General features: G+C 64.9%; 22 protein-coding genes and 1 pseudogene. 16 read left to right on the top strand and 7 right to left on the bottom strand.

The window, feature by feature from the left end; genetic code table 11:
• The first annotated feature begins 265 nt into the window (after nt 1-265).
• The 12 genes from BGRAMDRAFT_RS26020 to pyrF all read left to right on the top strand — a co-directional run bounded on the left by BGRAMDRAFT_RS26020 (nt 266) and on the right by pyrF (nt 11,812).
• Nucleotides 266-1,273 carry an IclR family transcriptional regulator gene (locus BGRAMDRAFT_RS26020; protein WP_006051869.1) on the top strand — a complete coding sequence of 336 codons (1,008 nt, stop codon included), beginning with the start codon at nt 266-268 and terminating at the stop codon, nt 1,271-1,273.
• Nucleotides 1,270-2,427: a 2-dehydro-3-deoxygalactonokinase gene (locus BGRAMDRAFT_RS26025; RefSeq protein ID WP_006051870.1), complete on the top strand. Its 1,158-nt coding sequence runs from the start codon at nt 1,270-1,272 to the stop codon at nt 2,425-2,427. Before BGRAMDRAFT_RS26020 ends, BGRAMDRAFT_RS26025 begins: the two co-directional genes overlap by 4 nt.
• A 36-nt stretch (nt 2,428-2,463) precedes the next feature.
• Nucleotides 2,464-3,144 (top strand): 2-dehydro-3-deoxy-6-phosphogalactonate aldolase, encoded by a 681-nt coding sequence (locus BGRAMDRAFT_RS26030; protein WP_006051871.1) that lies wholly within the window; start codon nt 2,464-2,466, stop codon nt 3,142-3,144.
• Nucleotides 3,141-3,917 carry an SDR family oxidoreductase gene (locus BGRAMDRAFT_RS26035; RefSeq protein ID WP_006051872.1) on the top strand — a complete coding sequence of 259 codons (777 nt, stop codon included), beginning with the start codon at nt 3,141-3,143 and terminating at the stop codon, nt 3,915-3,917. Before BGRAMDRAFT_RS26030 ends, BGRAMDRAFT_RS26035 begins: the two co-directional genes overlap by 4 nt.
• A gap of 165 nt (nt 3,918-4,082) precedes the next feature.
• Nucleotides 4,083-5,081, top strand: coding sequence for an arabinose ABC transporter substrate-binding protein (locus BGRAMDRAFT_RS26040; protein WP_006051873.1), 999 nt, complete (start codon nt 4,083-4,085; stop codon nt 5,079-5,081).
• Nucleotides 5,082-5,251: 170 nt separating this feature from the next.
• Nucleotides 5,252-6,784 (top strand): L-arabinose ABC transporter ATP-binding protein AraG, encoded by a 1,533-nt coding sequence (gene araG, locus BGRAMDRAFT_RS26045; protein ID WP_006051874.1) that lies wholly within the window; start codon nt 5,252-5,254, stop codon nt 6,782-6,784.
• Between the two features lie 52 nt (nt 6,785-6,836).
• Nucleotides 6,837-7,853, top strand: coding sequence for an L-arabinose ABC transporter permease AraH (gene araH, locus BGRAMDRAFT_RS26050; protein ID WP_006051875.1), 1,017 nt, complete (start codon nt 6,837-6,839; stop codon nt 7,851-7,853).
• A 27-nt stretch (nt 7,854-7,880) separates the two neighbouring features.
• On the top strand, nt 7,881-8,681 hold the full coding sequence (locus BGRAMDRAFT_RS26055) for an SDR family NAD(P)-dependent oxidoreductase (RefSeq protein WP_006051876.1): 801 nt from the start codon (nt 7,881-7,883) through the stop codon (nt 8,679-8,681).
• On the top strand, nt 8,678-9,598 hold the full coding sequence (locus BGRAMDRAFT_RS26060) for an SMP-30/gluconolactonase/LRE family protein (RefSeq protein ID WP_006051877.1): 921 nt from the start codon (nt 8,678-8,680) through the stop codon (nt 9,596-9,598). The genes BGRAMDRAFT_RS26055 and BGRAMDRAFT_RS26060 overlap by 4 nt, the downstream gene beginning before the upstream one ends.
• 73 nt (nt 9,599-9,671) lie before the next feature.
• A complete protein-coding gene (locus BGRAMDRAFT_RS35880; protein WP_269745269.1) occupies nt 9,672-9,800 on the top strand; it encodes a hypothetical protein in 129 nt (42 codons plus the stop codon).
• A 32-nt stretch (nt 9,801-9,832) separates the two neighbouring features.
• Entirely contained in the window at nt 9,833-10,912 is a 1,080-nt protein-coding gene (locus tag BGRAMDRAFT_RS26065; protein WP_006051878.1) for an aldose 1-epimerase, read from the top strand.
• 84 nt (nt 10,913-10,996) lie between these two features.
• Nucleotides 10,997-11,812: an orotidine-5'-phosphate decarboxylase gene (gene pyrF, locus BGRAMDRAFT_RS26070; RefSeq protein ID WP_006051879.1), complete on the top strand. Its 816-nt coding sequence runs from the start codon at nt 10,997-10,999 to the stop codon at nt 11,810-11,812.
• Between the two features lie 166 nt (nt 11,813-11,978).
• Here pyrF and BGRAMDRAFT_RS26075 read toward each other — a convergent pair whose 3' ends face one another.
• Genes BGRAMDRAFT_RS26075 through thiL form a run of 4 tightly spaced genes read right to left on the bottom strand, consistent with a single transcriptional unit; the run spans nt 11,979 to nt 14,612 of the window.
• Complete coding sequence (locus BGRAMDRAFT_RS26075) at nt 11,979-12,509, bottom strand: cupin domain-containing protein (protein WP_006051880.1); 531 nt, start codon at nt 12,507-12,509, stop codon at nt 11,979-11,981.
• A gap of 28 nt (nt 12,510-12,537) precedes the next feature.
• Entirely contained in the window at nt 12,538-13,038 is a 501-nt protein-coding gene (locus BGRAMDRAFT_RS26080; protein ID WP_006051881.1) for a CinA family protein, read from the bottom strand.
• A gap of 28 nt (nt 13,039-13,066) precedes the next feature.
• A complete protein-coding gene (locus tag BGRAMDRAFT_RS26085) occupies nt 13,067-13,624 on the bottom strand; it encodes a phosphatidylglycerophosphatase A family protein (protein ID WP_006051882.1) in 558 nt (185 codons plus the stop codon).
• Nucleotides 13,614-14,612: a thiamine-phosphate kinase gene (thiL, locus tag BGRAMDRAFT_RS26090; protein ID WP_006051883.1), complete on the bottom strand. Its 999-nt coding sequence runs from the start codon at nt 14,610-14,612 to the stop codon at nt 13,614-13,616. Before thiL ends, BGRAMDRAFT_RS26085 begins: the two co-directional genes overlap by 11 nt.
• A gap of 96 nt (nt 14,613-14,708) precedes the next feature.
• Here thiL and BGRAMDRAFT_RS26095 point away from each other — a divergent pair.
• From BGRAMDRAFT_RS26095 to BGRAMDRAFT_RS26105, 3 genes and pseudogenes are all read left to right on the top strand, one after another.
• Nucleotides 14,709-17,047: pseudogene (locus BGRAMDRAFT_RS26095) on the top strand (NADP-dependent malic enzyme).
• Between the two features lie 420 nt (nt 17,048-17,467).
• Complete coding sequence (locus tag BGRAMDRAFT_RS26100) at nt 17,468-17,884, top strand: ribonuclease (protein ID WP_006051886.1); 417 nt, start codon at nt 17,468-17,470, stop codon at nt 17,882-17,884.
• Between the two features lie 7 nt (nt 17,885-17,891).
• The gene (locus tag BGRAMDRAFT_RS26105) at nt 17,892-18,461 is read left to right on the top strand and encodes a barstar family protein (protein WP_029971475.1); all 570 of its coding nucleotides are present in this window, start codon (nt 17,892-17,894) and stop codon (nt 18,459-18,461) included.
• Between the two features lie 184 nt (nt 18,462-18,645).
• Here the strand turns inward: BGRAMDRAFT_RS26105 and BGRAMDRAFT_RS26110 are convergent, their stop codons facing one another.
• The 3 genes from BGRAMDRAFT_RS26110 to speE form a co-directional block, all read right to left on the bottom strand.
• The gene (locus BGRAMDRAFT_RS26110; protein WP_006051888.1) at nt 18,646-19,386 is read right to left on the bottom strand and encodes a 16S rRNA (uracil(1498)-N(3))-methyltransferase; all 741 of its coding nucleotides are present in this window, start codon (nt 19,384-19,386) and stop codon (nt 18,646-18,648) included.
• Nucleotides 19,387-19,405: 19 nt separating this feature from the next.
• Nucleotides 19,406-19,819, bottom strand: a complete 414-nt coding sequence (locus BGRAMDRAFT_RS26115) for a VOC family protein (protein WP_006051889.1) — start codon at nt 19,817-19,819, stop codon at nt 19,406-19,408.
• 115 nt (nt 19,820-19,934) lie between these two features.
• Nucleotides 19,935-20,816: a polyamine aminopropyltransferase gene (speE, locus tag BGRAMDRAFT_RS26120; protein ID WP_006051890.1), complete on the bottom strand. Its 882-nt coding sequence runs from the start codon at nt 20,814-20,816 to the stop codon at nt 19,935-19,937.
• A gap of 301 nt (nt 20,817-21,117) precedes the next feature.
• On the opposite strand from speE, the gene tkt reads away from it, so the two are divergent.
• Nucleotides 21,118-23,139 carry a transketolase gene (gene tkt, locus BGRAMDRAFT_RS26125; protein ID WP_006051891.1) on the top strand — a complete coding sequence of 674 codons (2,022 nt, stop codon included), beginning with the start codon at nt 21,118-21,120 and terminating at the stop codon, nt 23,137-23,139.
• Nucleotides 23,140-23,200: the final 61 nt, after the last annotated feature.

The raw sequence follows: 23,200 nt of genomic DNA on the forward strand, positions 1-23,200 counted from the left end.
CCCAACAACCAAACCAAGCCCACGGCAACCCAAATCCCATTATCTGACCACTCCAATCACATATTGGAGCTTTCTCAAAAACACCCCTACAATCCAGACCAACAAGCAGACACGTCTGCGCCAGCAAAAAAAAACCGGAGACAAAGCCCAACCATGCCTAGCCAAACCACCTGGCAGCACCGCCGCGCCCGCAGCGTCGCGCGCACTCAAGGCCCGCTCTCCGGCCCCGCGCTGTAAGCGCAGAAACCACGAAAAGCGAATCGCCATGAACAAAGCGATGCCGAATCACGCCGAGAGCGCTGCCGAAGCCGAACTGACGCCGCGCGCCGACCACGCGTCGAGCCCCGCGCCGCGCGCCTCGGCGACCGCCGCGAAAGCGCCACGCCCCCCGGCCACCGCCGCCAAAGCCCCCCGCGCCGCCGCGCAACCCACCATCGTCAACGAAATTGCGTTGCCGAGCACGCTGCTCGACATCACGCCGCAACAGGCCGGCACGCAGACGCTCCTGCGCGGTCTCGCGATTCTCGAGGCGGCCGCCGCCGGCGTGCGCGATCTGCGCACCTTCGGCGCGGCGCTCGGCACGACGCGCAGCACCACGCATCGGCTGGTGAGCAGCCTCGTGCAGGCGCGCTACCTGCGCCAGGTGCAAGGCGGTTATCTGCTCGGCCCCAAGCTGATCGAACTCGGCACCATCGCGCTCGAGCAGATGCCGCTCACCGCGGTCGCTCGTCCGCATCTGGAATCGCTCGCGGAACAGACGCTCGACACGATTCACCTCGGCGTGCGCGACGGCGACGACGTGCTGTACATCGACAAAATCCCCGGCACGCGCGGCCTCGAAATGCGCTCGCGCGTCGGTCACCGGATGCCGCTCGCGTCGACGGGCATCGGCAAGGCCATGATGCTCGACCTCAAGCCCGAGCTCTGGCAGTCGCTGTTCGACGCGTCGCGCCGCGCGCTCGCCAGCGTCACGTTCAAGCCCGATAACCGTCCGGACGCGCAGACCTTCATGCAGCGCATGACGAACTACGCGGCCGGCGGCTACACGTTCGACCTCGAGGAAAACGAAGCGTCGATTCGCTGCGTCGCGGCTCCCGTGCGCGACGCGTCGGGCGCGATCGTCGCGGCGCTGTCGGTGGCGAGCACGATTCCCTATATGTCGCTCGAACGCATGGACGAACTGATTCCGGTCGTGCAGCGCGAAGCGCGCGCGATCTCCGAAGAACTCGGCTGGCGCGCCCCGCAACCCACCACCCGCAGGATCAAGCGATGAAACAGGCGGGTTCTCCCACACCGTCGGACGCGCAACTCGCAGCCGGCGCCGGAGCCGATGCACGAGCCGACGCCGGAGCCGACGCACGAGTCGAAGCCGGAGCCGACACACAAGCCGGCACACAAGCCGCCAGTCACGCAGCACTGATCGCGCTCGACTGGGGCACGACGTCGCTGCGCGCGTATCTCTACGACGCGGCCGGCAACGTGCTCGCGACGCGCGCATCGACGGCCGGCATCATGAACCTGCCGCGCAGCGCGGAACACGGCGGCTTCGACGCGGCTTTCGAGGACGCCTGCGGCGCCTGGCTCGGCGCCGCGCCCGCCACGCCGGTCATCGCGGCGGGCATGGTCGGCAGCGCGCAAGGCTGGCTCGAAGCGCCTTATGTCGATGCACCCGCGAACGCGGACGCGCTCGCCGCCGGCATCGTGCGCGTCGAGGCGGCCTGCGGCGCGACGCTGAACATCGTGCCCGGCGTGCTGCAACGCGGCGAGCTGCCCAACGTGATGCGCGGCGAGGAAACGCAAATATTCGGCGCGCTAGGCCAGGATCTGGATAACGCCGATAGCGCCGATAGCGCCGATAGCACCGATAGCACCGACACCAGCAAGCGCGCGCTCATCGGCTTGCCCGGCACGCACGCGAAGTGGGCAGTCGTGCAGGCGGGCCGCATCGAACGTTTTCATACGTTCATGACCGGCGAAGTATTCGGCGCGCTGCGCGAACACACCATTCTCGGCCGCACGATGGTCACGCCCGATCGTCCGGATACCGAAGCGTTTTTGCGCGGCGTGAAAATCGCGCGGGACAAGGGCCAGGCGGGCATGCTCGCCACGGTCTTCAGTTCGCGCACGCTCGGGCTCACCGGGCAACTTTCGCGCGAGCAGCAGCCGGACTATCTGTCCGGCTTGCTGATCGGGCATGAACTGGCCGGCCTCGAAGCCGTGCTCGCGCAGCAGCAGAGTTCGCTCGCAGGCCAAAGCCTGCGCCTCATCGGTAACGAAGCGCTGTGCGAACGCTATCGCGTCGCGCTCGCGCAGTTCGGCTGCACGCAGGCCGAGCTCGTCAGGCAGGCGACAGAGCGCGGCTTGTGGCGCGTCGCCTCGCAGGCGGGGCTCGTCAAGCCGGCCGCCCACGCGGCGCGGGCCGGTTAAGCGGCCACGCCGTCATCCACGAAACAGGGAAACGACATGCAACCTCACATCAATCTGCCCGCTCCGTACATGCCGCACGCGGGTCTGATCGCGGCGTTCGAGGCATGTCCGCTGATCGCGATCATGCGCGGCGTGACGCCCGCCGATGCGGCCGAGCAGGGTCAGGCGCTGTACGAAGCGGGCTTTCGCATCGTCGAAGTGCCGTTGAATTCGCCGCAGCCGTTCGACAGCATCGCCGCGATCCGCAAGGCGCTGCCCGCCGATGCGATCGTCGGTGCGGGCACGGTGCTGCATCCGAGCTTCGTCAAGGACGTGAAGTCGGCCGGCGGCGAACTGATCGTCATGCCGCATAGCGATTCGGAAGTGATCAGCGCCGCGAAAGCGCAAGGCATGGCTTGCTCGCCGGGCGTCGCGACGCCGACCGAGGCGTTCATCGCGCTCAAGCACGGCGCCGACGTGCTGAAGATGTTCCCCGCCGAGCAGCTCGGCTGCCAGGTCGTGAAAGCATGGCGCGCGGTGATCGCGGCGCAGGTGCCGCTGGTGCCCGTCGGCGGCATCACGCCGGACAACATGGGGCCGTTTCTCAGCGCGGGCGCGAATGGCTTCGGGCTCGGTTCGGCGCTGTACAAGCCGGGTCAGAGCGCGGCCGTGACGGCGTCGCACGCGAAGGCGTTCATCAACGGTTTGCGCGTGGCGCGCGCAGGTGCGAAGAAATGACACGGCTCGCCGGCAAAGTCGCTTTGGTGACGGGCGCAGGCCGCGGCATCGGCGCGGCGATCGCGCTTGCGTTTGCACGCGAGGGCGCGGCGGTCGCGCTCGCCGAACTCGACATCGACACGGCGCGGCAAACGGCTTTGCAGATCGCATCTGAAACGGGCGCGCGCGTGTTGGCCGTGCATACCGACGTGACGCAGTCGGCTTCGGTTCAGCACGCCGTGAGCGAGGCGGAACGCGCGCTCGGACCCGTCGACGTGCTGGTGAACAACGCGGGCATCAACGTATTTTGTGACCCGCTCACCATGACCGACGACGACTGGCGCCGCTGCTTCGCGGTCGATCTCGACGGTGTGTGGAACGGGTGCCGCGCGGTGCTGCCGGGCATGGTCGAGCGCGGCGCGGGCAGCATCGTGAATATCGCGTCGACGCATTCGTTCAAGATCATCGCGGGCTGCTTTCCGTATCCGGTCGCGAAGCATGGCGTGATTGGGCTCACGCGCGCGCTCGGCATCGAATACGCGCCGCGCAACGTGCGTGTGAACGCGATCGCGCCGGGCTACATCGAGACGCAACTGGCGCACGACTGGTGGAACGAACAGCCGGACCCGGCCGCCGCGCGACAGGCGACGATCGATTTGCAGCCGATGAAGCGCATCGGCCGTCCGGAAGAAGTGGCGATGACGGCGGTGTTCCTTGCGTCGGATGAAGCGCCGTTTATCAACGCCACCTGCATCACCGTGGACGGCGGGCGCTCGGTGCTGTATCACGACTGAGCCGTGAAAGAAGGGCGCAACAGAACAACGCAAAAGAACAACGCAGTAAAAAAGAAAAACGCAGCACCGTTTCACCGGACGACGCGCTGGCCGCGTGTGTCACAACCGGTACAAGAAGACGCGGCCGATACCTTCTCGTTATCAATTAGTCAGGAGACACACAACATGAAACGCAGAATATTCCTCACGCTGGCAGCAGCGGCGGCGGGTGTGCTTTTCAACGCAACCGCCGCTCAAGCCGCCGATCCGGTCAAGATCGGTTTTCTCGTGAAGCAGCCGGAAGAACCGTGGTTCCAGGACGAATGGAAGTTCGCCGAAATGGCCGCCAAGGAAAAGGGCTTCACGCTCGTGAAGATCGGCGCGCCGTCGGGCGAGAAAGTGATGAGCGCGATCGACAACCTGTCGGCGCAAAAGGCACAGGGCTTTGTGATCTGCACGCCTGACGTCAAGCTCGGACCGGGCATCGTCGCCAAAGCGAAGGCCGACGGCCTGAAGATGATGACCGTGGACGACCGTCTCGTCGACGGCGCGGGCAAGCCGATCGCGTCGGTGCCGCACATGGGCATCTCGGCGTACAACATCGGCAAGCAGGTCGGCGACGGCCTCGCAGCCGAAATCAAGAAGCGCGGCTGGGACATGAAGGATGTCGGTGCAATCGACGTCACTTACGAACAGCTGCCGACCGCGCATGACCGCACGAGCGGCGCCACCGACGCACTGCTCGCCGCCGGCTTCCCGAAGGCCAACGTGATCGCCGCGCCGCAAGCGAAGACCGACACGGAAAACGCGTTCAACGCCGCCAACATCGCGCTCACGAAGAACCCGCAGTTCAAGCACTGGGTGGCTTACGCGCTGAACGACGAAGGCGTGCTCGGCGCGGTGCGCGCAGCGGAAGGCCGCGGCTTCAAGGCGGACAACATGATCGGCATCGGCATCGGCGGTTCGGATTCGGCATTGAACGAGTTCAAGAAGCCGAACCCGACTGGCTTCTTCGGCACGGTCATCATCAGCCCGAAGCGTCACGGCGAGGAAACCTCCGCGCTGATGTACGACTGGATCACGCAAGGCAAGGCACCGCCGCCGCTCACGCTGACGACCGGCATGCTGGCGACGCGTGAGAACGTCGGCGAAGTGCGCGAGAAGATGGGTCTGGCTTCGAAGTAAGCCGCTTTGAACGCAGTTCGATGAAGTGAATCGCCGGCGCGTCGGTTGAAATACGACGCGCCGGCAATAGCCATAGAACACCAGTAGTCCAGACATGCCGCGCCTTTGCAAAGACTGGAAGGCCGGCAACGCAGGGCAAGGCTGTTCGAATGAAACAGCGAGGAGGCGAAGTGTCAGCGACGCTACGTTTTGACAATATCGGCAAGGTTTTTCCAGGCGTGCGCGCGCTCGACGGTGTGTCCTTCGACGTCAACGTCGGCCAGGTGCACGGCCTGATGGGCGAGAACGGCGCAGGGAAATCGACCCTGCTCAAGATACTCGGCGGTGAATATCAGCCCGACTCGGGCCGCGTGATGATCGACGGCAAGGAAGTGCGCTTTACGAGCGCGGCTTCGTCGATCGCGGCCGGCATAGCGGTGATTCACCAGGAACTGCAATACGTGCCCGACCTCACGGTCGCGGAAAATCTGCTGCTTGGCCAGTTGCCGAATTCGTTCGGCTGGGTCAAGAAGCGCGATGCGAAGCGTTTCGTGCGCGAACGTCTCGAGGCAATGGGCGTCGCGCTCGATCCGGACGCGAAGCTGCGCAAGCTCTCCATCGCGCAACGGCAGATGGTGGAAATCTGCAAGGCGCTGCTGCGCAACGCGCGCGTGATCGCACTCGACGAACCGACGAGTTCGCTCTCGCATCGCGAGACGGAAGTGCTGTTCAAGCTGGTGCGCGATCTGCGCGCCGACAACCGCGCAATGATCTACATCTCGCATCGCATGGACGAGATTTACGAGCTGTGCGACGCATGCACGATCTTCCGCGACGGGCGCAAGGTGGCTTCGCATCCGACGCTCGAAGGCGTGTCGCGCGACACCATCGTCAGCGAAATGGTCGGGCGTGAAATTTCGGACATCTACAACTATTCGCCGCGGCCGCTCGGCGAAGTGCGCTTCGCGGCGAAGGCCATTGAAGGTCACGCGCTTTCGCAGCCGACCAGCTTCGAAGTGCGGCGCGGCGAGATTGTCGGCTTCTTCGGACTAGTGGGCGCGGGCCGCAGCGAACTGATGCATCTCGTGTACGGCACCGAGCACAAGAAGGGCGGCGAACTGCTGCTCGACGGCAAGCCGATTCGCGTAAAGAGCGCGGGCGAAGCGATCCGTCACGGCATCGTGCTGTGTCCGGAAGACCGCAAGGAAGAAGGCATTGTCGCGATGGCGACCGTGTCGGAGAACATCAACATCAGTTGCAGGCGGCATTACTTGCGCGCGGGCATGTTCCTCGACCGCAAGAAAGAGGCCGAAACCGCGGACCGTTTCATCAAGCTGCTGAAGATCAAGACGCCGAGCCGTCGACAGAAAATCCGCTTCCTGTCGGGCGGCAATCAGCAGAAGGCGATCCTGTCGCGCTGGTTGGCCGAGCCCGATCTGAAGGTGGTGATTCTCGATGAACCGACGCGCGGCATCGACGTCGGCGCGAAGCACGAGATCTATAACGTGATCTATCAGCTCGCCGAACGCGGCTGCGCGATTGTGATGATCTCGTCGGAATTGCCTGAAGTGCTGGGTGTATCGGACCGCATCGTCGTGATGCGCCAGGGCCGCATTTCCGGCGAGCTCGCGCGCAACGACGCAACGGAACAAGCGGTGTTGAGCCTCGCGTTGCCGCAAAGCTCGACCGCACTGCCAGCAAGCGCCGCTCAACAGGCGGCCTGAACATCATTTGGACGCAAGTCCGCAACCCGTGAGGAACGGGAGGAGTCTTCAAATGCAAGCTAGAGAAAACCTCGCGCAACAGGCCGCCAAGAGCGCCGCCGAAGCGCTGATTCCGCAGACGAGCGACAAGGCGAAGTGGTGGCAGCAGATCACCGAGTACAGCCTGATCCTGATCTTCGTCGTGATGTTCGTGACGATGTCGCTGACCGTCGATCACTTCTTCTCGATCGAGAACATGCTCGGCCTCGCGCTGTCCATTTCGCAGATCGGCATGGTCGCGTGCACGATGATGTTCTGCCTCGCGTCGCGTGACTTCGACCTGTCGATCGGTTCGACGGTCGCGTTCGCCGGCGTGTTGTGCGCGATGGTATTGAACGCCACCGACAACACGTTTATCGCGATCGTCGCGGCAGTCGCGGCGGGTGCGGTGATCGGTTTCGTCAACGGCGCGGTGATCGCTTATCTGCGCATCAATGCGCTGATTACCACGCTCGCGACGATGGAAATCGTGCGCGGCCTCGGCTTCATCGTGTCGCATGGTCAGGCGGTCGGTGTGTCGTCGGATACGTTCATCGCGCTCGGCGGTCTCAGCTTTTTCGGCGTCTCGCTGCCGATCTGGGTCACGCTGCTGTGCTTCATCGTGTTCGGCGTGATGCTCAATCAGACCGTGTATGGACGTAACACGCTTGCCATCGGCGGCAATCCGGAAGCGTCGCGTCTTGCGGGTATCAACGTCGAACGCACGCGCGTCTACATCTTCCTGATCCAGGGCGCGGTGACCGCGCTCGCCGGTGTGATTCTGGCTTCGCGGATCACCTCCGGTCAGCCGAACGCCGCGCAAGGCTTCGAGCTGAATGTGATCTCGGCGTGCGTGCTCGGCGGCGTGTCGCTGCTCGGCGGACGCGCGACGATTTCGGGCGTCGTGATCGGTGTGCTTATCATGGGCACGGTCGAGAACGTGATGAACCTGATGAACATCGACGCGTTCTATCAGTACCTCGTGCGCGGCGCGATCCTGCTCGCCGCCGTGCTGCTCGACCAGTTGAAGAACCGCGGATCGCGGGATTAATCCACTCGCTCTAAAAGGAATCGAACGATGTCGTCTCCGGCCAACGCAAACGAGCGCCTCGCGAACAACGTATTCGCGCGCTACCCGAGTCTTGTCGACCGCACGGTGCTGATCACGGGCGGCGCGACCGGCATCGGCGCATCGTTCGTCGAGCATTTCGCGGCGCAAGGCGCGCGCGTCGCGTTCTTCGATATCGACGCGACGGCGGGCGAAGCGCTCGCCGACGAACTCGGCGACTCGAAGCACAAGCCGCTGTTCCTGCCGTGCGATCTGACGGACATCGACGCGCTGCAAAAAGCCATCGCCGATGTCAAAGCCGCGCTCGGCCCGATCGAGGTGCTCCTGAACAACGCGGCGAACGACAAGCGCCACACGATCGGCGAAGTCACGCGCGAGTCTTTCGACGCGGGCATCGCGGTGAATATCCGTCATCAGTTCTTCGCGGCGCAGGCGGTGATGGAGGACATGAAGGCGGCGCAGAGCGGCTCGATCATCAACCTCGGTTCGATCAGCTGGATGCTGAAGAACGGCGGCTATCCGGTGTACGTGATGTCGAAATCCGCGGTGCAGGGTTTGACGCGCGGTCTTGCACGCGATCTCGGCCACTTCAACATTCGCGTGAATACGCTGGTGCCGGGCTGGGTGATGACGGAGAAGCAGAAGCGTCTGTGGCTCGACGACGCGGGACGCCGTTCGATCAAGGAAGGCCAGTGCATCGACGCGGAACTCGAGCCCGCCGACCTCGCGCGCATGGCGCTCTTCCTCGCCGCCGACGACAGTCGCATGATCACCGCGCAGGACATCGTCGTGGATGGAGGCTGGGCGTGACGGCGAGCGTGGACGTGCGTGCTCCTGCGCACGCGCCGCGCGCGGCGCTTCTCGTCGACAGCAAGTGCACGTTGGGCGAGGGCGCGACGTGGTGCGCGACAACCGGCCGCTTCTACTGGACCGATATCGAAGGCGCACGCCTGTGGCGCTACGATCCGCGCGACGGCCGCAGCATGTCGTGGACGATGCCTGAGCGCCTCGCCACCTTCGCGCTGTGCGCCGATCCTCATTACCTGCTGCTCGGCCTCGCGTCGCGGCTCGCGTTCTTCGATCTCGCGACCGGCGAGACGCGCCATATCGTCGATGCGGAGCCTGGTCGGAACACGCGGGTGAACGACGGCCGCTGCGATCGGCAGGGGCGTTTTGTGTTCGGCACGAAAGACGAAGGCTCGCCGTTGCGCGCGATCGGCGGGTTTTACCGGCTCGATCGTGATTTGACGCTGGAGCGCTTGCCGTTGCCCGCGCCCGCCATTTCGAACAGCATCGCGTTCAGTCCCGACGGCGCGACGATGTACTACTGCGATTCGCCGACGCGTGAGATTCGCGCCTGCGACTACCTGGCGGACGGCGGCATCGCCAACGACCGCGTGTTCGCGCGCCTCACCGATGCAACCGGCGAGCCGGACGGCTCGACCGTCGATCGCGACGGCGGCTTGTGGAACGCGCAATGGGGCGGCGCGCGCGTCGTGCGCTACGGCGCCGACGGCGTCGAGACGGAGCGCGTCGACGTGCCCACGGTGCAGCCGAGCTGCGTCGCGCTGGGCGGCGCGCAGTTGGGCACGCTGTACATTACGAGCGCGCGCGTCGGTCTCGACGCAGCCGCGCTCGCGGGCGACTCGCGCGCCGGCGGCGTGTTTATCGCGACGCCCGCGCGGCGTGGTTTGCCGGAGCCGGTTTTTGCAGGCGCGCCGGCGTAGGGAAGTGTGACGCCGCGTCGCTTGCGACGGGGCGGTGCAGCGGTGCAGAACCTAGACAGCAGCGGCGAGTCCGATGCAAGGTGTCGATGCCGATGTCGCGACATCGCGCATGAACGCCGGCAACGAAGCCGCGCAGCAACCAGAGTTCGGACCAGAGGCGACCGGTTCAAGAAAATCGCCCGACAGCATCCGTCAGCCATGACGGCAACGTGCAAGCCTCTCGAAGGAGCAGATATGACTGTTGCGAACCCTGTTTCCGCCTTTTCCCAGAACGCTCAGAACTCACCCGGCGCGCAGAGCCGGCGCTCGCGGCTCGCGGCCGCGGCCAATCCGGTGCTGGCGGGGCCGAGCACATCGGCAGTGGCAGTCGGTGAGACTTCGGCCGGCGATGTCGCGTGCGTCACGCTCGCCAATGCGCAGTTGCGGCTCGACGTCGCGCCGACGCTCGGCGGCGGCATCACGCGCTTCGACTGGCGCGACGACGGCGCGCTCACGCCGATCTTCCGGCGCTGCCGCCACGTCGCCGCCGACACGCAGCCGAACGAACTCGCCTGTTATCCGCTGCTGCCGTACTCGAACCGTATCGGCGGCGGACATTTCAATGTCGCGGGACGGCGCGTCGACGTGGCGCGCAATTGCGCCGACGAGCCTTTCCCGATTCATGGCGACGGCTGGCAGTCCGCGTGGCAAGTCGCCGATTCGGACCGCGAGTACGTGCGGCTCACGCTCGATCGGCGGGACGGCAAGCCGTACGCGTTTCGTGCGGCGCAGACGTATAAGCTCGACGGGCCGTCGCTCGTCATCACGCTCGAAATCGAAAACGCGGGCCGCGAGGCTTTGCCGTTCGGCCTCGGCGTGCATCCGTTTTTCGTGCGCGATGCGGACACCGAGTTGTCGGCGGCGGCGGGCGGTCTGTGGCTCGCCGGCGACGACTGGCTGCCGGTTCGTCACGTACAGGCGCCGCCGGCGTGGCAGTTCGGCGTGGCGTATCCGTTGCCGGAGACCATCGTCAATCATGCGTTCACGGGCTGGAGCGGGCAGGCGGCTGTGGTCTGGCCGAAGCGCCGGCTGTCGCTGAACATTGCCGCCGACACCGATTACTACGTGCTGTACACGCCGCCAGGCGAGGACTTTTTCTGCTTCGAGCCGGTCGATCATCCGATCAACGCGATGAATCTGGCGGGCGGCGCGTGCGAAAACGGCATGACGCTGCTGGGACGCGGCGAGCGGCTCACGAGGAGCTTCCGGTTTACCGTCGAGCGCACCGGTTTGCGTTCGATGCCGGGCGCGCGCGGAACGCGGCGCCGGCAGTAGGGGCGGGCAACCACCGCCGACCCGCCGCGCCGGGCAGGTAAAATACGCGCCTTCCCCGATTACCGGCTCGCCGCGAGACTCACCATGTCCAACTTCATCCAGACACTCAACGACGCCTGGCAGCGCACCAACTCGCTGCTGTGCGTCGGCCTCGATCCCGAGCCGAGCAAATTTCCCGGCGCGCTAGCCGGCCGGCCCGACGCGATCTTCGACTTCTGCCGCGAGATCGTCGACGCGACCGCGCCTTACGCGTCGTCGTTCAAGCCGCAAATCGCCTACTTCGCGGCGCATCGCGCGGAAGACCAGCTTGAGCAGCTGATCGCGCATATTCACGCGCATCATCCGGGCTTGCCGGTGATTCTGGACGCGAAGCGCGGCGACATCGGCAGCACCGCCGAGCAGTACGCGCGCGAAGCGTTCGAGCGCTACCAGGCGGATGCGGTCACGGTCAATCCGTACATGGGTTTCGATTCGATCGAGCCGTACTTGGAGCACGAAGGCAAGGGCGTGATCGTGCTGTGCCGCACGTCGAATGCAGGCGGTTCGGACCTGCAATTTCTGGAGACGGGCGGGCGTCCGCTCTATCAGGTCGTCGCGCAACTGGCGGCGGAGAAGTGGAACGCGAGCGGCCAGCTCGGGCTCGTCGTCGGCGCGACTTTTCCGAAGGAAATCGAAGTGGTGCGCGGGATTGTCGGCGATATGCCGCTCCTGATTCCGGGCATCGGCGCGCAGGGCGGCGACGTTCAGGCGACCGTCGGCGCGGGCCGCACCGCGAACGGCACGGGCATGCTGATCAACTCGTCGCGCGCGATCATCTATGCGGGCAAGGGCGAGGACTTTGCGCAGGCGGCGGCGAAGGCGGCGATGGAAACGCGGGAGCGGATTAACGCGTTTCGGTGAGGGGTGGTTTGGCGGTTTGGCGGGTGTTTCGGTGGTCGGCTGGTTGGTCGCCTGATTTATCGCTTGCGCTTGCCGCGTGGGTTTGTCGCTTCCCTAACGGCCCGACGCTAGCCGCTATGGGCGATCGCAATTCACGCCAGCCGCGCCACACAGTAGCCGTTGCGCTTCACGCGCCGGCCGTTGGCCCCAACCGCTCAATAAACGCCGCATGTTGCGGATAGCGCGATTTCAACGCATCGACATCCGCAAGCTCGAACTCGCTGAACTCGAAACCGGGCGCGACGGTGCAACCAACCAGCGCGAAGCTCGCCGGGTCCGCGCATTCGGCGGCGAACCACAAACCGGCCGGCACCACGGCCTGAAACACCGCGTCGCGGTGAATCAGCGCATTACCGAGCTTGTGCGTGACCAGCTTGCCGGCTGCGTCGAGTACGTGAACGTTCAGCGGCTCGCCGGCGTAGAAATGCCAGACTTCATCGGATTTGATCCGATGCCAGGCCGAATGCGCGCCGTCGCACAGCAGGTAGTAGATGGCCGTCGATGCCGAGCGCGTCTCCGTCGTTCCGTCCGCCGCGCCGTCGTTCCGGCTCACGCGCTCCGCCGACCGATAGGTCTCGCTGAAAAATCCGCCTTCCGGATGCGGCTTCAGATCGAAGCGGCGGATCAATTCGTCTCGGGCTGCATCGGAATCCGGCATTCGTTTCGTCTCCACGCAACTGCAACGGTCAATGTTCGCGCTCGTCGAGCAGCGCGAGGACGCCGCGCAGCGCGTGCGCCGCGGCCTGCACGCGAATCTGCTCGCGGTCGCCCTTGAAAACCTTCGTCTCAACCGATGTATGCAGCCGGTTGCTCCAGCCAAACGACACCATGCCGACCGGCTTGGTCTCGGTGCCGCCGCCCGGACCGGCGACGCCAGTGATCGACAGCGATACCTGCGCGCGGCTGTTGCGCAGCGCGCCTTCGGCCATCGCGCGCGCCACCTGCTCGCTGACCGCGCCGAATTTCTCGATCATGTCGGCGGGCACGCCGATCATTTCGCTTTTCGCCTGATTCGAGTACGTGACGAAGCCGCGCTCGAACCAGCCGCTGCTGCCGGAAATGTCGGTGATCGCGGTCGCGACCATGCCGCCCGTGCACGACTCGGCGGTGACGAGCATCAGGCGCTCGTCGCGCAGGCGGTTGCTCACGCGGATCGCGAGCTGGTGAACGACGGAATCGGTAGGCATGGCGTCAATCCGGAACGGGGCGCAACGGTTAAACGGACATGCGCCAAAGCGCAATCACGAGCAGCGTGAAAAACGCGGCGACGAGGTCGTCGAACATGATGCCAAAACCGCCTTTCAGCCGGCGATCAAAGTAGCCGATAGGCGGCGGTTTCACCATGTCGAAGAAGCGGAACAGCACGAACGCCCAGAACTGCCCGGTCAGCGTGACGGGCGTAACCATCAGCAGAACCAGCCAGAACGCGACGATTTCGTCCCATACGACCGGCGACGGGTCGTCGGTGCCGAGCCTCTTCGCGGTAAAACCGCAAATCGCAATGCCGCCGACAAAGCCGACGCCGATCAGCACACCCCATTCGATTACCGTCAGATAGCGGCTGAAGACGGCAAAAGACGCCCACGCGAACAGCGTGCCGATCGTCCCAGGCGCGAACGGCGACAAGCCGCTGCCGAAACCGAGCGACAGAATATGCAGCGGATGCGACAACATGAAGCGCGCGGTCGCGCGGCGCGGCTGCGGGCGTTGCGGCTTGGGAGGCTGGCCGCCGACGAACTCGTCGGCGGGCCGAAGCGGAGGATCAGTCTGCATGAAAGTGGTCGAAGCCTTGCAACGTCAGGGTGAGCGGCGCGCCGGCGGCGTCGCGCCAGTCGATCGCGGGGCGATCCGCCGCCGATTGAAGAGCGCTTATTGTACCGATGCGGGTGACCGGCACGCCCGCCTTATGCCCGGCGTTTTCCACCGCGACGCGCGCGGCGGGCGGCGCGGTGAAGCAGAGTTCGTAGTCGTCGCCGCCTGCGAGCGTGCAGCGCCGCTGCGTATCCAGCGGTAGCTTGCGCAGCGCGGCCGAACGCGGGACGGCGTCGGCGTCGACGGTGGCGCGCAGCTTCGAGCGATCCAGAATGTGCTTGAGGTCGCCCGCGAGTCCGTCCGATACGTCCAACGCGGCGCGCGCGACGCCGCGCAGTGCTAGACCCAGCGCGATGCGCGGCTCCGGGCGTTCGAGCGCGCGGCGGAAGCTTGCGGCGTCGGCCGCATCCGCCTGCCACTCGCCGCGCTGGATGCCGAGTCCGGCGCGCGCATCGCCGAGCGTGCCGGACACCCAGATGTCGTCGCCGGCTTGTGCGGCGTCGCGTCGCAGGGCCGCTTGCGGCGGCACGCTGCCGAACACGGTGATGCACAGGTTCAGCGGCCCGCCGGTCGTATCTCCGCCGATCAGCGCGCAACCGTGCCGTTCCGCGAGCGCGAACAGGCCCTCGCTGAACGCGGCGAGCCACGCCTCGTCGGCTTTCGGCAGCGAGAAGGCGAGCGTGAACGCCTGCGGTTGGGCACCCATCGCGGCAAGGTCCGACAGATTCACGGCGAGGGCCTTGTGGCCGAGCGCCTCGGGATCGACATCGGCGAAGAAATGGCGGCCTTCCACCAGCATGTCCGTCGATATCGCCAGCATTTCGCCGGCGCGCGGCGCGAGCAGCGCGCAGTCGTCGCCGATGCCGAGCGAGCCGTCCGCGGCAACCGACGGCTGGCCCGCCGCGCGGCGGGCAAAGAAACGTTCGATCAGCGAAAACTCTGAGAGCATTGTGAGGAAAAGTGCAGGCACCACTGGCTTTCGCTACCTTTCGGTCGCGGCAGTTGTACCCGTATTGAAGGAATTGGGCCGGCAATTGGGGCTACAATGCCGTCGAACATCTATTCTAATCCGCACTTCGAAGCCCGCCTTATGTCGACTCCCGTCAATAGCAAACTCCGCGAAGCCGCCCTCGATTACCACGAGTTCCCGACTCCAGGGAAGCTCGCGATCTCCCCGACCAAGCAGATGATCAACCAGCGCGATCTCGCGCTGGCGTACTCGCCGGGCGTCGCGTTCGCGTGCGAGGAAATCGTCGAAAACCCGATGAATGCGGCGCGTTTCACCGCGCGCAGCAACCTCGTCGGCGTCGTCACGAACGGCACGGCGGTGCTCGGCCTCGGCAATATCGGGCCGCTCGCGTCGAAGCCGGTCATGGAAGGCAAGGCCGTGCTGTTCAAGAAGTTCGCCGGCATCGACGTGTTCGATATCGAGCTGAACGAGTCCGATCCGCACAAGCTGGTGGACGTGATCGCGGCGCTCGAGCCGACTTTCGGCGGTATCAACCTGGAAGACATCAAGGCGCCGGACTGCTTCATCGTCGAGCGCGAATGCCGCAAGCGCATGAAGATTCCGGTTTTCCACGACGACCAGCACGGCACGGCGATCGTCGTCGCGGCGGCGATCACCAACGGTCTGAAGGTGGTCGGCAAGGACATCAAGGACGTCAAGCTCGTGGCCTCCGGCGCGGGCGCGGCGGCGCTGGCGTGTCTGGACCTGCTGGTGGACATCGGCCTGCCGCTCGAGAACATTCTCGTGACCGACCTCGCGGGCGTGGTATACAAGGGCCGGGTCGAACTGATGGACCCGGACAAGGAGCGCTTTGCGCGCGAAACCGAAGCCCGCACGCTCGCCGAGGCGATTGGCGGCGCGGACGTTTTCCTCGGGCTGTCGGCGGGCGGCGTGCTCAAGCAGGACATGGTCAAGCAGATGGCCGACAAGCCGCTGATTCTCGCGCTCGCCAATCCGACGCCGGAAATCCTGCCGGAACTGGCGCTGGAAGTGCGTCCCGGACGCCGTGCTGTGCACGGGCCGCACCGACTATCCGAACCAGTGAACAACGTGCTGGTGTTCCCGTTCCTGTTCCGCGGCGCGCTGGACGCGGGCGCGACGACGGTCACGCGGGAATGGAAATCGCCGCGGTCAACGCGATTGCGGAATTGGCGCGCCAGGAGCAGAGCGACATCGTCGCGACGGCTTATGGCATTCAGGACCTGTCGTTCGGGCCGGAATATCTGATTCCGAAGCCGTTCGATCCGCGCCTGATCGTCAAGGTCGCGCCGGCGGTGGCGAAGGCCGCGATGGATTCCGGCGTCGCCGAGCGTCCGATCGAGGACATGGAAGCGTACGAACAGCACCTGCAGCAGTTCGTGTATCACAGCGGCACGACGATGAAGCCGATCTTCCAGCTCGCGCGCGGCGTCGAGCCGGAGAAGAAGCGCATCGTGTTCGCGGAAGGCGAGGAAGAGCGCGTGCTGCGGGCGATGCAGATCATCGTCGACGAAAAGCTGGCGAAGCCGATCCTGATTGGCCGTCCGGCCGTGATCGAGCAGCGCATTGCGCGCTATGGGCTGCGCCTCGTCGCGGGCCAGGATTACACGGTCGTGAACACCGATCACGACGAGCGCTACCGCGATTTCTGGCAGGAATACTACAAGATGATGTCGCGCAAGGGCATCACGCAGCAGATGGCGAAGCTCGAAATGCGCCGCCGCACCACGCTGATCGGCGCGATGCTGGTGAAAAAGGGCGAAGCCGACGGCATGATCTGCGGCATGGTGAGCACGACGCATCGCCATTTGCACTTCATCGACCAGGTGATCGGCAAGCGCGAAGGCTGTGCTGTCTACGCCGCGATGAACGCGCTGGTGCTGCCGAATCGCCAGATTTTCCTCGTCGATACGCACGTGAACGTGGATCCGACGCCGGAACAACTGGCCGAGATCACGATCATGGCCGCCGAGGAAGTGCGCCGTTTCGGTATCGAGCCGAAGGTCGCGCTGGTGTCGCACTCGAACTTCGGATCGAGCCACGCGCCGACCGCGCAGAAAATGCGCGACACGCTGACGATTCTGCGCGAACGCGCGCCGGATCTTCAGGTGGACGGCGAAATGCACGGCGACGTCGCGCTCGACGCCAATCTGCGCCGCGAAATTCTGCCGGACTCGACGCTCGAAGGCGATGCGAACCTGCTGGTGCTGCCGAACATCGACGCGGCCAACATCTCGTACAACCTGCTGAAGACGGCGGCCGGCAACAACATCGCGATTGGCCCGATGCTGCTCGGCGCGGACAAGCCGGTGCATGTGCTGACGGCGTCCGCAACGGTTCGGCGCATCGTCAACATGACGGCGCTGCTGGTCGCGGATGTGATCGCGGCGCGTTGATCGCACGGCGCTGGCTGGTTGCGTAGTAAGCACCGGCCGGCGCACGCAAATCTGCCGGCTACCTTGGCCGGCATCTCGCCCTGCAAAAAAAGAAGGCGTGTCCGCAATGGACACGCCTTAGGGCGAACAGGGGATAGCCGCCCCAAAACGGCAAACAACAGGCATCGTTACAAGAATCCCGCTTCCGAACTCCGGCGACGGAGGCCCGGCGGGCGGTTGTTTTTGCTTCGTTGGGCTAATACTAGCCCGAGTGAGCAAAATTTTCTGTCAAAAGTCGTCAAAGTGCGGCCAGCAGCGCGTCGCCGTCGATTTGAGCAATTTCGCGCGCCTGGCGAACGTTGATTCCAGGGACCATTAGCGATACCCTTACGACTTTCATGGTCGTCAAACTCGTGATCTAACCGCCGGGAATCTTGGTAAATGGCACGCAGCTGGCAGCGGATCAAGGGCGTGCTGATCGGTGCGGCTGCGCTGTGCGCTTTCTGCGGCCCCGTGCCTTACGCCTTCGCGCGCAACTACACGGCACCCGCCGGCACCGATGCACAGGCACTCGGCACTGTCACGGTGGCGCAACTGCCCCGTCAGGCGGTCGATACATTGAACTTGATTGCCGCAGGCGGGCCTTATCCATATGAAAAGGACGGCGTCGTATTCGGCAACCGCGAACGGTTGCTGCCGCCCAACCGGCGCGGCTACTACCACGAATACACCGTTCCCACGCCTCGCTCACGTAATCGCGGGGCGCGTCGCATCGTCTGCGGAGGTCCGCTGAAGCGAACCGACAATTGTTACTACTCGGACGACCACTACACCAGTTTTAATCGTATTGTTGAATGACATCGGGATGAACGGCATGAGCGACAACGTCTACGCGCACGACACCGGAGTCGCGACGGATCTTTTCGCGGCCGGCGAGGGCAACCTGTTCCAGCGCGTCATGCAAATGCGCGCGGGCGATCAGGGCCGTGAGAACCGGAGCGAGCCTGACAGTGTGGTTTCATCGAACGAGGAGCCCATGAGTCTTTTCAAGACCGTACGACCGAACATCGTACAGTCGATCCGCGCGTTCCGCGTTCAGGATCTCGCGGACGAGGCGAATCAACTAGGTCAGCACTTTCTCTATGCGTATTGCGCCAATGCGCAATCGAAACAGGAAGTGCTCGAGACCATCGCAACCTCGTTCCTGTTTCCGAAACATTTTGGCAAGAATTACGACGCGCTCTACGATTGCCTGACCGATCTCGTCCACAAGGCCGGTGCGCAGCCGGGTTTCGTGATCGTGCTGGAGCAATTGCCCGTCGCACAGAAGTTCGACAAGGAAGGCCGCGAGACGCTGCTGGACGTGTTCCGCGAGGCCGCCGAATTCTGGGCTGAGCGTAAGGTCGCGTTTCGGGTGTTTTATTCGTTTGCCTGAATAAGCTAAAAACCCTGAGGCTTTCGCGTCCTGGCTGGATTGCAGCCGGAGATTGCCGCCAGAACGATAAAGGCCCGCCAATTGGCGGGCCTTTGTTTTGGCTTTTGCGCGGAGGCGTTGCGGCCGCTGCTGATGCCGCGGCCTTAGTCAGTGCCGCTGGCCCGACAAGAGTCCAATCGGCCGCTCACCACCCGCCCCAGCCAGCCGCCAGCGCCGACAGCACGGCCATGCCGGCGGTTTCCGTGCGCAGCACGCGCGGTCCGAGCCCCACAGCCTGGAAGCCATGATCCATCGCGGCGGCTTCTTCGGCGGCGGAAAAACCGCCTTCCGGGCCGACCAGCACGGTGACGGGCCCCTTCGGCGGAGCCGCAGGCAAGGCCGAGAAAGGGATGCTGGCGCGCGGCGACAGCAGGATGCGCAGTTCGTCGCCGGCGGGAACGCGCGGCATCGCGCTGAGCCATGTGGCGATTTCACGCACCGGCATGACTTCGGGCAGACGGTTGCGCCCGCATTGCTCGCAGGACGCTCGCACGATGCCTTCCCAATGCGCATGCCGTCGCGCCGCGCGTTCTCCCGCCAGACGCACCACGCTGCGCGTGGTGGTGAGCGGCACGAAGCTGGATGCGCCGAGTTCCACGGCCTTTTCGATCAGCCAGTCCATCTTGTCGCCGCTCGCAATGCCTTGGGCGAGCGTGAGCCGGTAAGGCGTTTCGACTTCGATATCGCGGAACTCGCGAATTTTTACGGTGACCGCGCGGCGTTCGATGGCGGCGAGTTCGGCGCTGTATTCACCGCCTTCTCCGTTGAAAAGCACGATGGAGTCGCCCACCTGCAAGCGCAGGACAAGGACGTGCCGAACGACGTCATCGGGAAGCTGCACGATGTCGTCGGGCGAAAGGGACGTACCGACGAAGAAGCGAGGCATCAGAAAAATACTCATTAGTTCACGAAAGGTGGCGAGCGAGCGCCCAACGGTAGCCGTCCAGATCCTCAACCTGGGCGAAGCGGTCGCCCCAGAACTGGTCCTGCGGCTCGCTCAGCGATTTTGCCCCGGCGGCGAGCGCCCGGGCGTAAACCGCGTCGACATCGTCGACATAGACATAAAACGATTGCGGCGCAATCGCGCCTGCGCTTCGCGGTGTTTTCGCGGTCGAGCCGAACGCGCCTTCCGGCGCGAACATCACGATCAACTGGCCCTGATACGTCATCTCGACGTGCATGACGACGCCGTCGTCCTGCACGCTGTCCCGCAACTCGAAGCCGAACGCCGCGGTGTAGAACGCGGTCGTGGCACGCGCGTCGCGCACCGTCAGATAGGGGGTCAACCAGGGCACACCGGCTGGGCGGGAGGCGGTCATGGAGTTCTCCGGATCTATGGGTTGTTGGGCGCGTGCTCGGAAGCCGGCAGCGAGTCCCGTATCGTCTGTCTATGAGATAGCGCGCACGGGCCAAGCCGAGCATTTTGCCCGGTCGTTAGCGTGCTGGCTTTAAGAATTGACCTAGTTTACCGCTGGCTGACGGCGACGCCGCAAAGAGCCCGGCGTGCGTGGCCGCGCTGTAATGCTTCAATGCGTCGATTCGACGCGCGGCGAGGCGCGCGGTCACGTCATCGGCGGTTAGTGCGGCGGGGTCGAGCGTGTCGCTGGCTGTTGCCATCATCCATAGCGAGCCGTATAGCGGGATGAAGGTGCTCATGTTGCGTACGACGGCGAACGCGCGGCGCAGGTCGTCGAGCAGACCGGCAATTCTGCCGGCGTGGAAATACGGCGAGCCCAGATGGATCGATACCGCGGCAGTCGGGCTCATCACCCGCTTCAGTTGGCCGTAGAAGGCTGTCGTGTACAGGCCGGCGGCGGGCGAGTCCGGCGGCGTCACGTCGAACACGATCAGATCGAACTGCATGGATTGCGCGTCGGCTGCTGCGGCCACGTAGTGCGCGGCGTCGCCGATTACCAGTTCGACGCGCGCATCGTCGAAGGCGCCGCCGTGCACGTCCGGCAAATACTCGCGCGTCAGGCGAACCACCTGTTCGTCGAGCTCCGCCACGACGATTCTTTCGATTCCGGGATGCGCGAGCAGTTGCCGCGCGGCGCCGCCGTCGCCGCCGCCCAGCACGAGCGCCGCCTTCGGCGCCGGATGCGCGAGCGCCGCCGGATGCACCATGCACTCGTGATAGATGAACTCGTCGCCGGTGGACGTCATCGGGCGGCCGTCGAGCGTGAAAAGCCGGCCGAGCTGGCGCGTCTCCCACACCTCGATGCGTTGATACGGCGAGTCAACGCGCGCAAGCAGCGACGCGTGCGGAAATCCGTAGACGACGTCGGGTGTGGGATGGAACAGCAAAGAGTCGCTCAAGGGTTGGCCTGCATAAAAACGCGTTGAGTTACGCCGCTCAATTTTAACGACCCACGGCGTTCCTGGCCCGCCGCCACGCCCGGACCAGCCGAGCTTCGACCTGACGATGCGCACGCCGCCATGCGGCCTGGCGCACTGGGGCCGGTGCGGCCTTCTGTTAGAATGTCACGCTTTCAGCCTTGTCCGTTTGCTCTGCCCGTTTCGCGTCTTCAGGCGCCGCACCGTGCGCCGAAGCGGACTGGCCGCCGAGCTTCCGGGCCTCAAGCGCGCACCGCTTTTTGACTCTGTCTCCGGACTCGACATGACGACCCCGTCTCCCGCACCCACTTCCCTGATGGCCAACGCGATCCGCGCGCTGTCCATGGACGCCGTTCAACAAGCGAATTCCGGCCATCCCGGCATGCCGATGGGCATGGCCGAAATCGGCGTGGCCCTGTGGTCGCGCCATCTGCGCCACAATCCGAAGAATCCGCAATGGGCAGACCGCGACCGTTTCGTGCTGTCGAACGGCCACGGCTCGATGCTGCTGTACTCGCTGCTGCACCTCACCGGCTACGACCTGCCGATCAGCGAGCTCAAGAACTTCCGCCAGATGCATTCGAAGACGCCGGGCCACCCGGAATACGGCATCACGCCGGGCGTCGAAACGACCACCGGCCCGCTCGGCCAGGGCCTCGCCAATGCGGTCGGCATGGCGCTCGCGGAGTCGCTGCTCGCCACCGAATTCAACAAGCCTGACGCGAAGATCGTCGACCACCACACGTACGTGTTCGTCGGCGACGGCTGCCTGATGGAAGGCATCTCGCACGAAGCCTGCTCGCTTGCCGGCGTGCTCAAGCTGAACAAGCTGATCGCGTTCTACGACGACAACGGCATCTCGATCGACGGCGAAGTGGTGCACTGGTTCCACGACGACACGCCGAAGCGCTTCGAAGCCTACGGCTGGAACGTGATCCCGAACGTGGTCGGCCACGACGTCGACGCAGTCGACGCGGCCATCAAGCAGGCCAAGCAGTCCGACAAGCCGACGCTGATCTGCTGCAAGACCGTGATCGGCGAAGGTGCGCCGACCAAGGCCGGCAGTCACGATTCGCACGGCGCGCCGCTTGGCGAGAAGGAAATCGCGGCGACGCGCGAAGCCATCGGCTGGAAGTGGGAGCCGTTCGTGATTCCGCAGGAAGTCTATGCGGCATGGGACGCGAAAGAAGCCGGCGCGCGCTTCGAGTCCGACTGGAACAAGGCATTCGCCGCCTACGCTGCGAAATATCCGCAAGAAGCGGCTGAATTCACGCGTCGCAGCGGGAAGCAACTCCCCGCGGACTGGAAGGAAAAAGCGAAGGCGATCATCGCCGGCGCTAACGAGCGCGCGGAAACCATCGCGACTCGCAAGGCGTCGCAGCAGGCTATTGAAGGTTTGTCGGCGGTGCTGCCGGAACTGCTGGGCGGCTCGGCCGACCTGACCGGTTCGAACCTGACCAACTGGAAGGCCGCAAAGCCGGTCCGCGTGAACGAGGAAGGCCGCGCGGCGGGCAACTACGTCAACTACGGCGTGCGCGAATTCGGCATGAGCGCAGCGATCAACGGCCTCGCGCTGCACGGCGGCTTCAAGGCGTTCGGCGGCACGTTCCTGACGTTCTCCGACTACAGCCGCAACGCGCTGCGCGTCGCCGCGCTGATGAAGGCGCCGTCCATCTTCGTGTTCACGCACGATTCGATCGGTCTCGGCGAAGACGGCCCGACGCACCAGTCGGTCGAACACGTCGCGAGCCTGCGCCTGATTCCGCATTTGCAGGTGTGGCGTCCGTCGGATACCGTGGAAACGGCGGTGGCATGGACGCAGGCCGTCGAACACAACGGCCCGTCGTGCCTGATCTTCAGCCGTCAGAACCTGCCGTTCTCGGAGCGCACGGATGCGCAAATCGCCAACATCGAAAAGGGCGGTTATGTGCTGCGCGACTGGAACGACGAGATCGTCGCGCGCAAAATCATCCTGATCGCGACGGGTTCGGAAGTGGAACTGGCGCTGAACGCGGTCGAGCCGCTGGCGCGCGAAGGCATTGCGGCGCGGGTCGTGTCGATGCCGGCGACCACCGTGTTCGACAGGCAGGACGCCGAGTACCGCGAACGCGTGCTGCCGCAAGGCGTGCGCCGCGTCGCGATCGAAGCGGGCGTGACGGATTTCTGGCGCAAGTACGTGGGTCTGGAAGGCGGCGTGGTCGGCATCGACACGTTCGGCGAATCGGCCCCGGCTGGCGTGCTGTTCAAGCATTTCGGCTTCACCGTCGAGCACGTGGTGGAGACGGCTAAAGCCGCACTCGGCTGATTCAGGACAAAGCGTTGCCGCGCGCGTGGAAGCACAACATGAACGCGTGGCGACGCGGCCG

This window comes from Paraburkholderia graminis C4D1M (assembly GCF_000172415.1).
GTDB lineage: Bacteria > Pseudomonadota > Gammaproteobacteria > Burkholderiales > Burkholderiaceae > Paraburkholderia > Paraburkholderia graminis.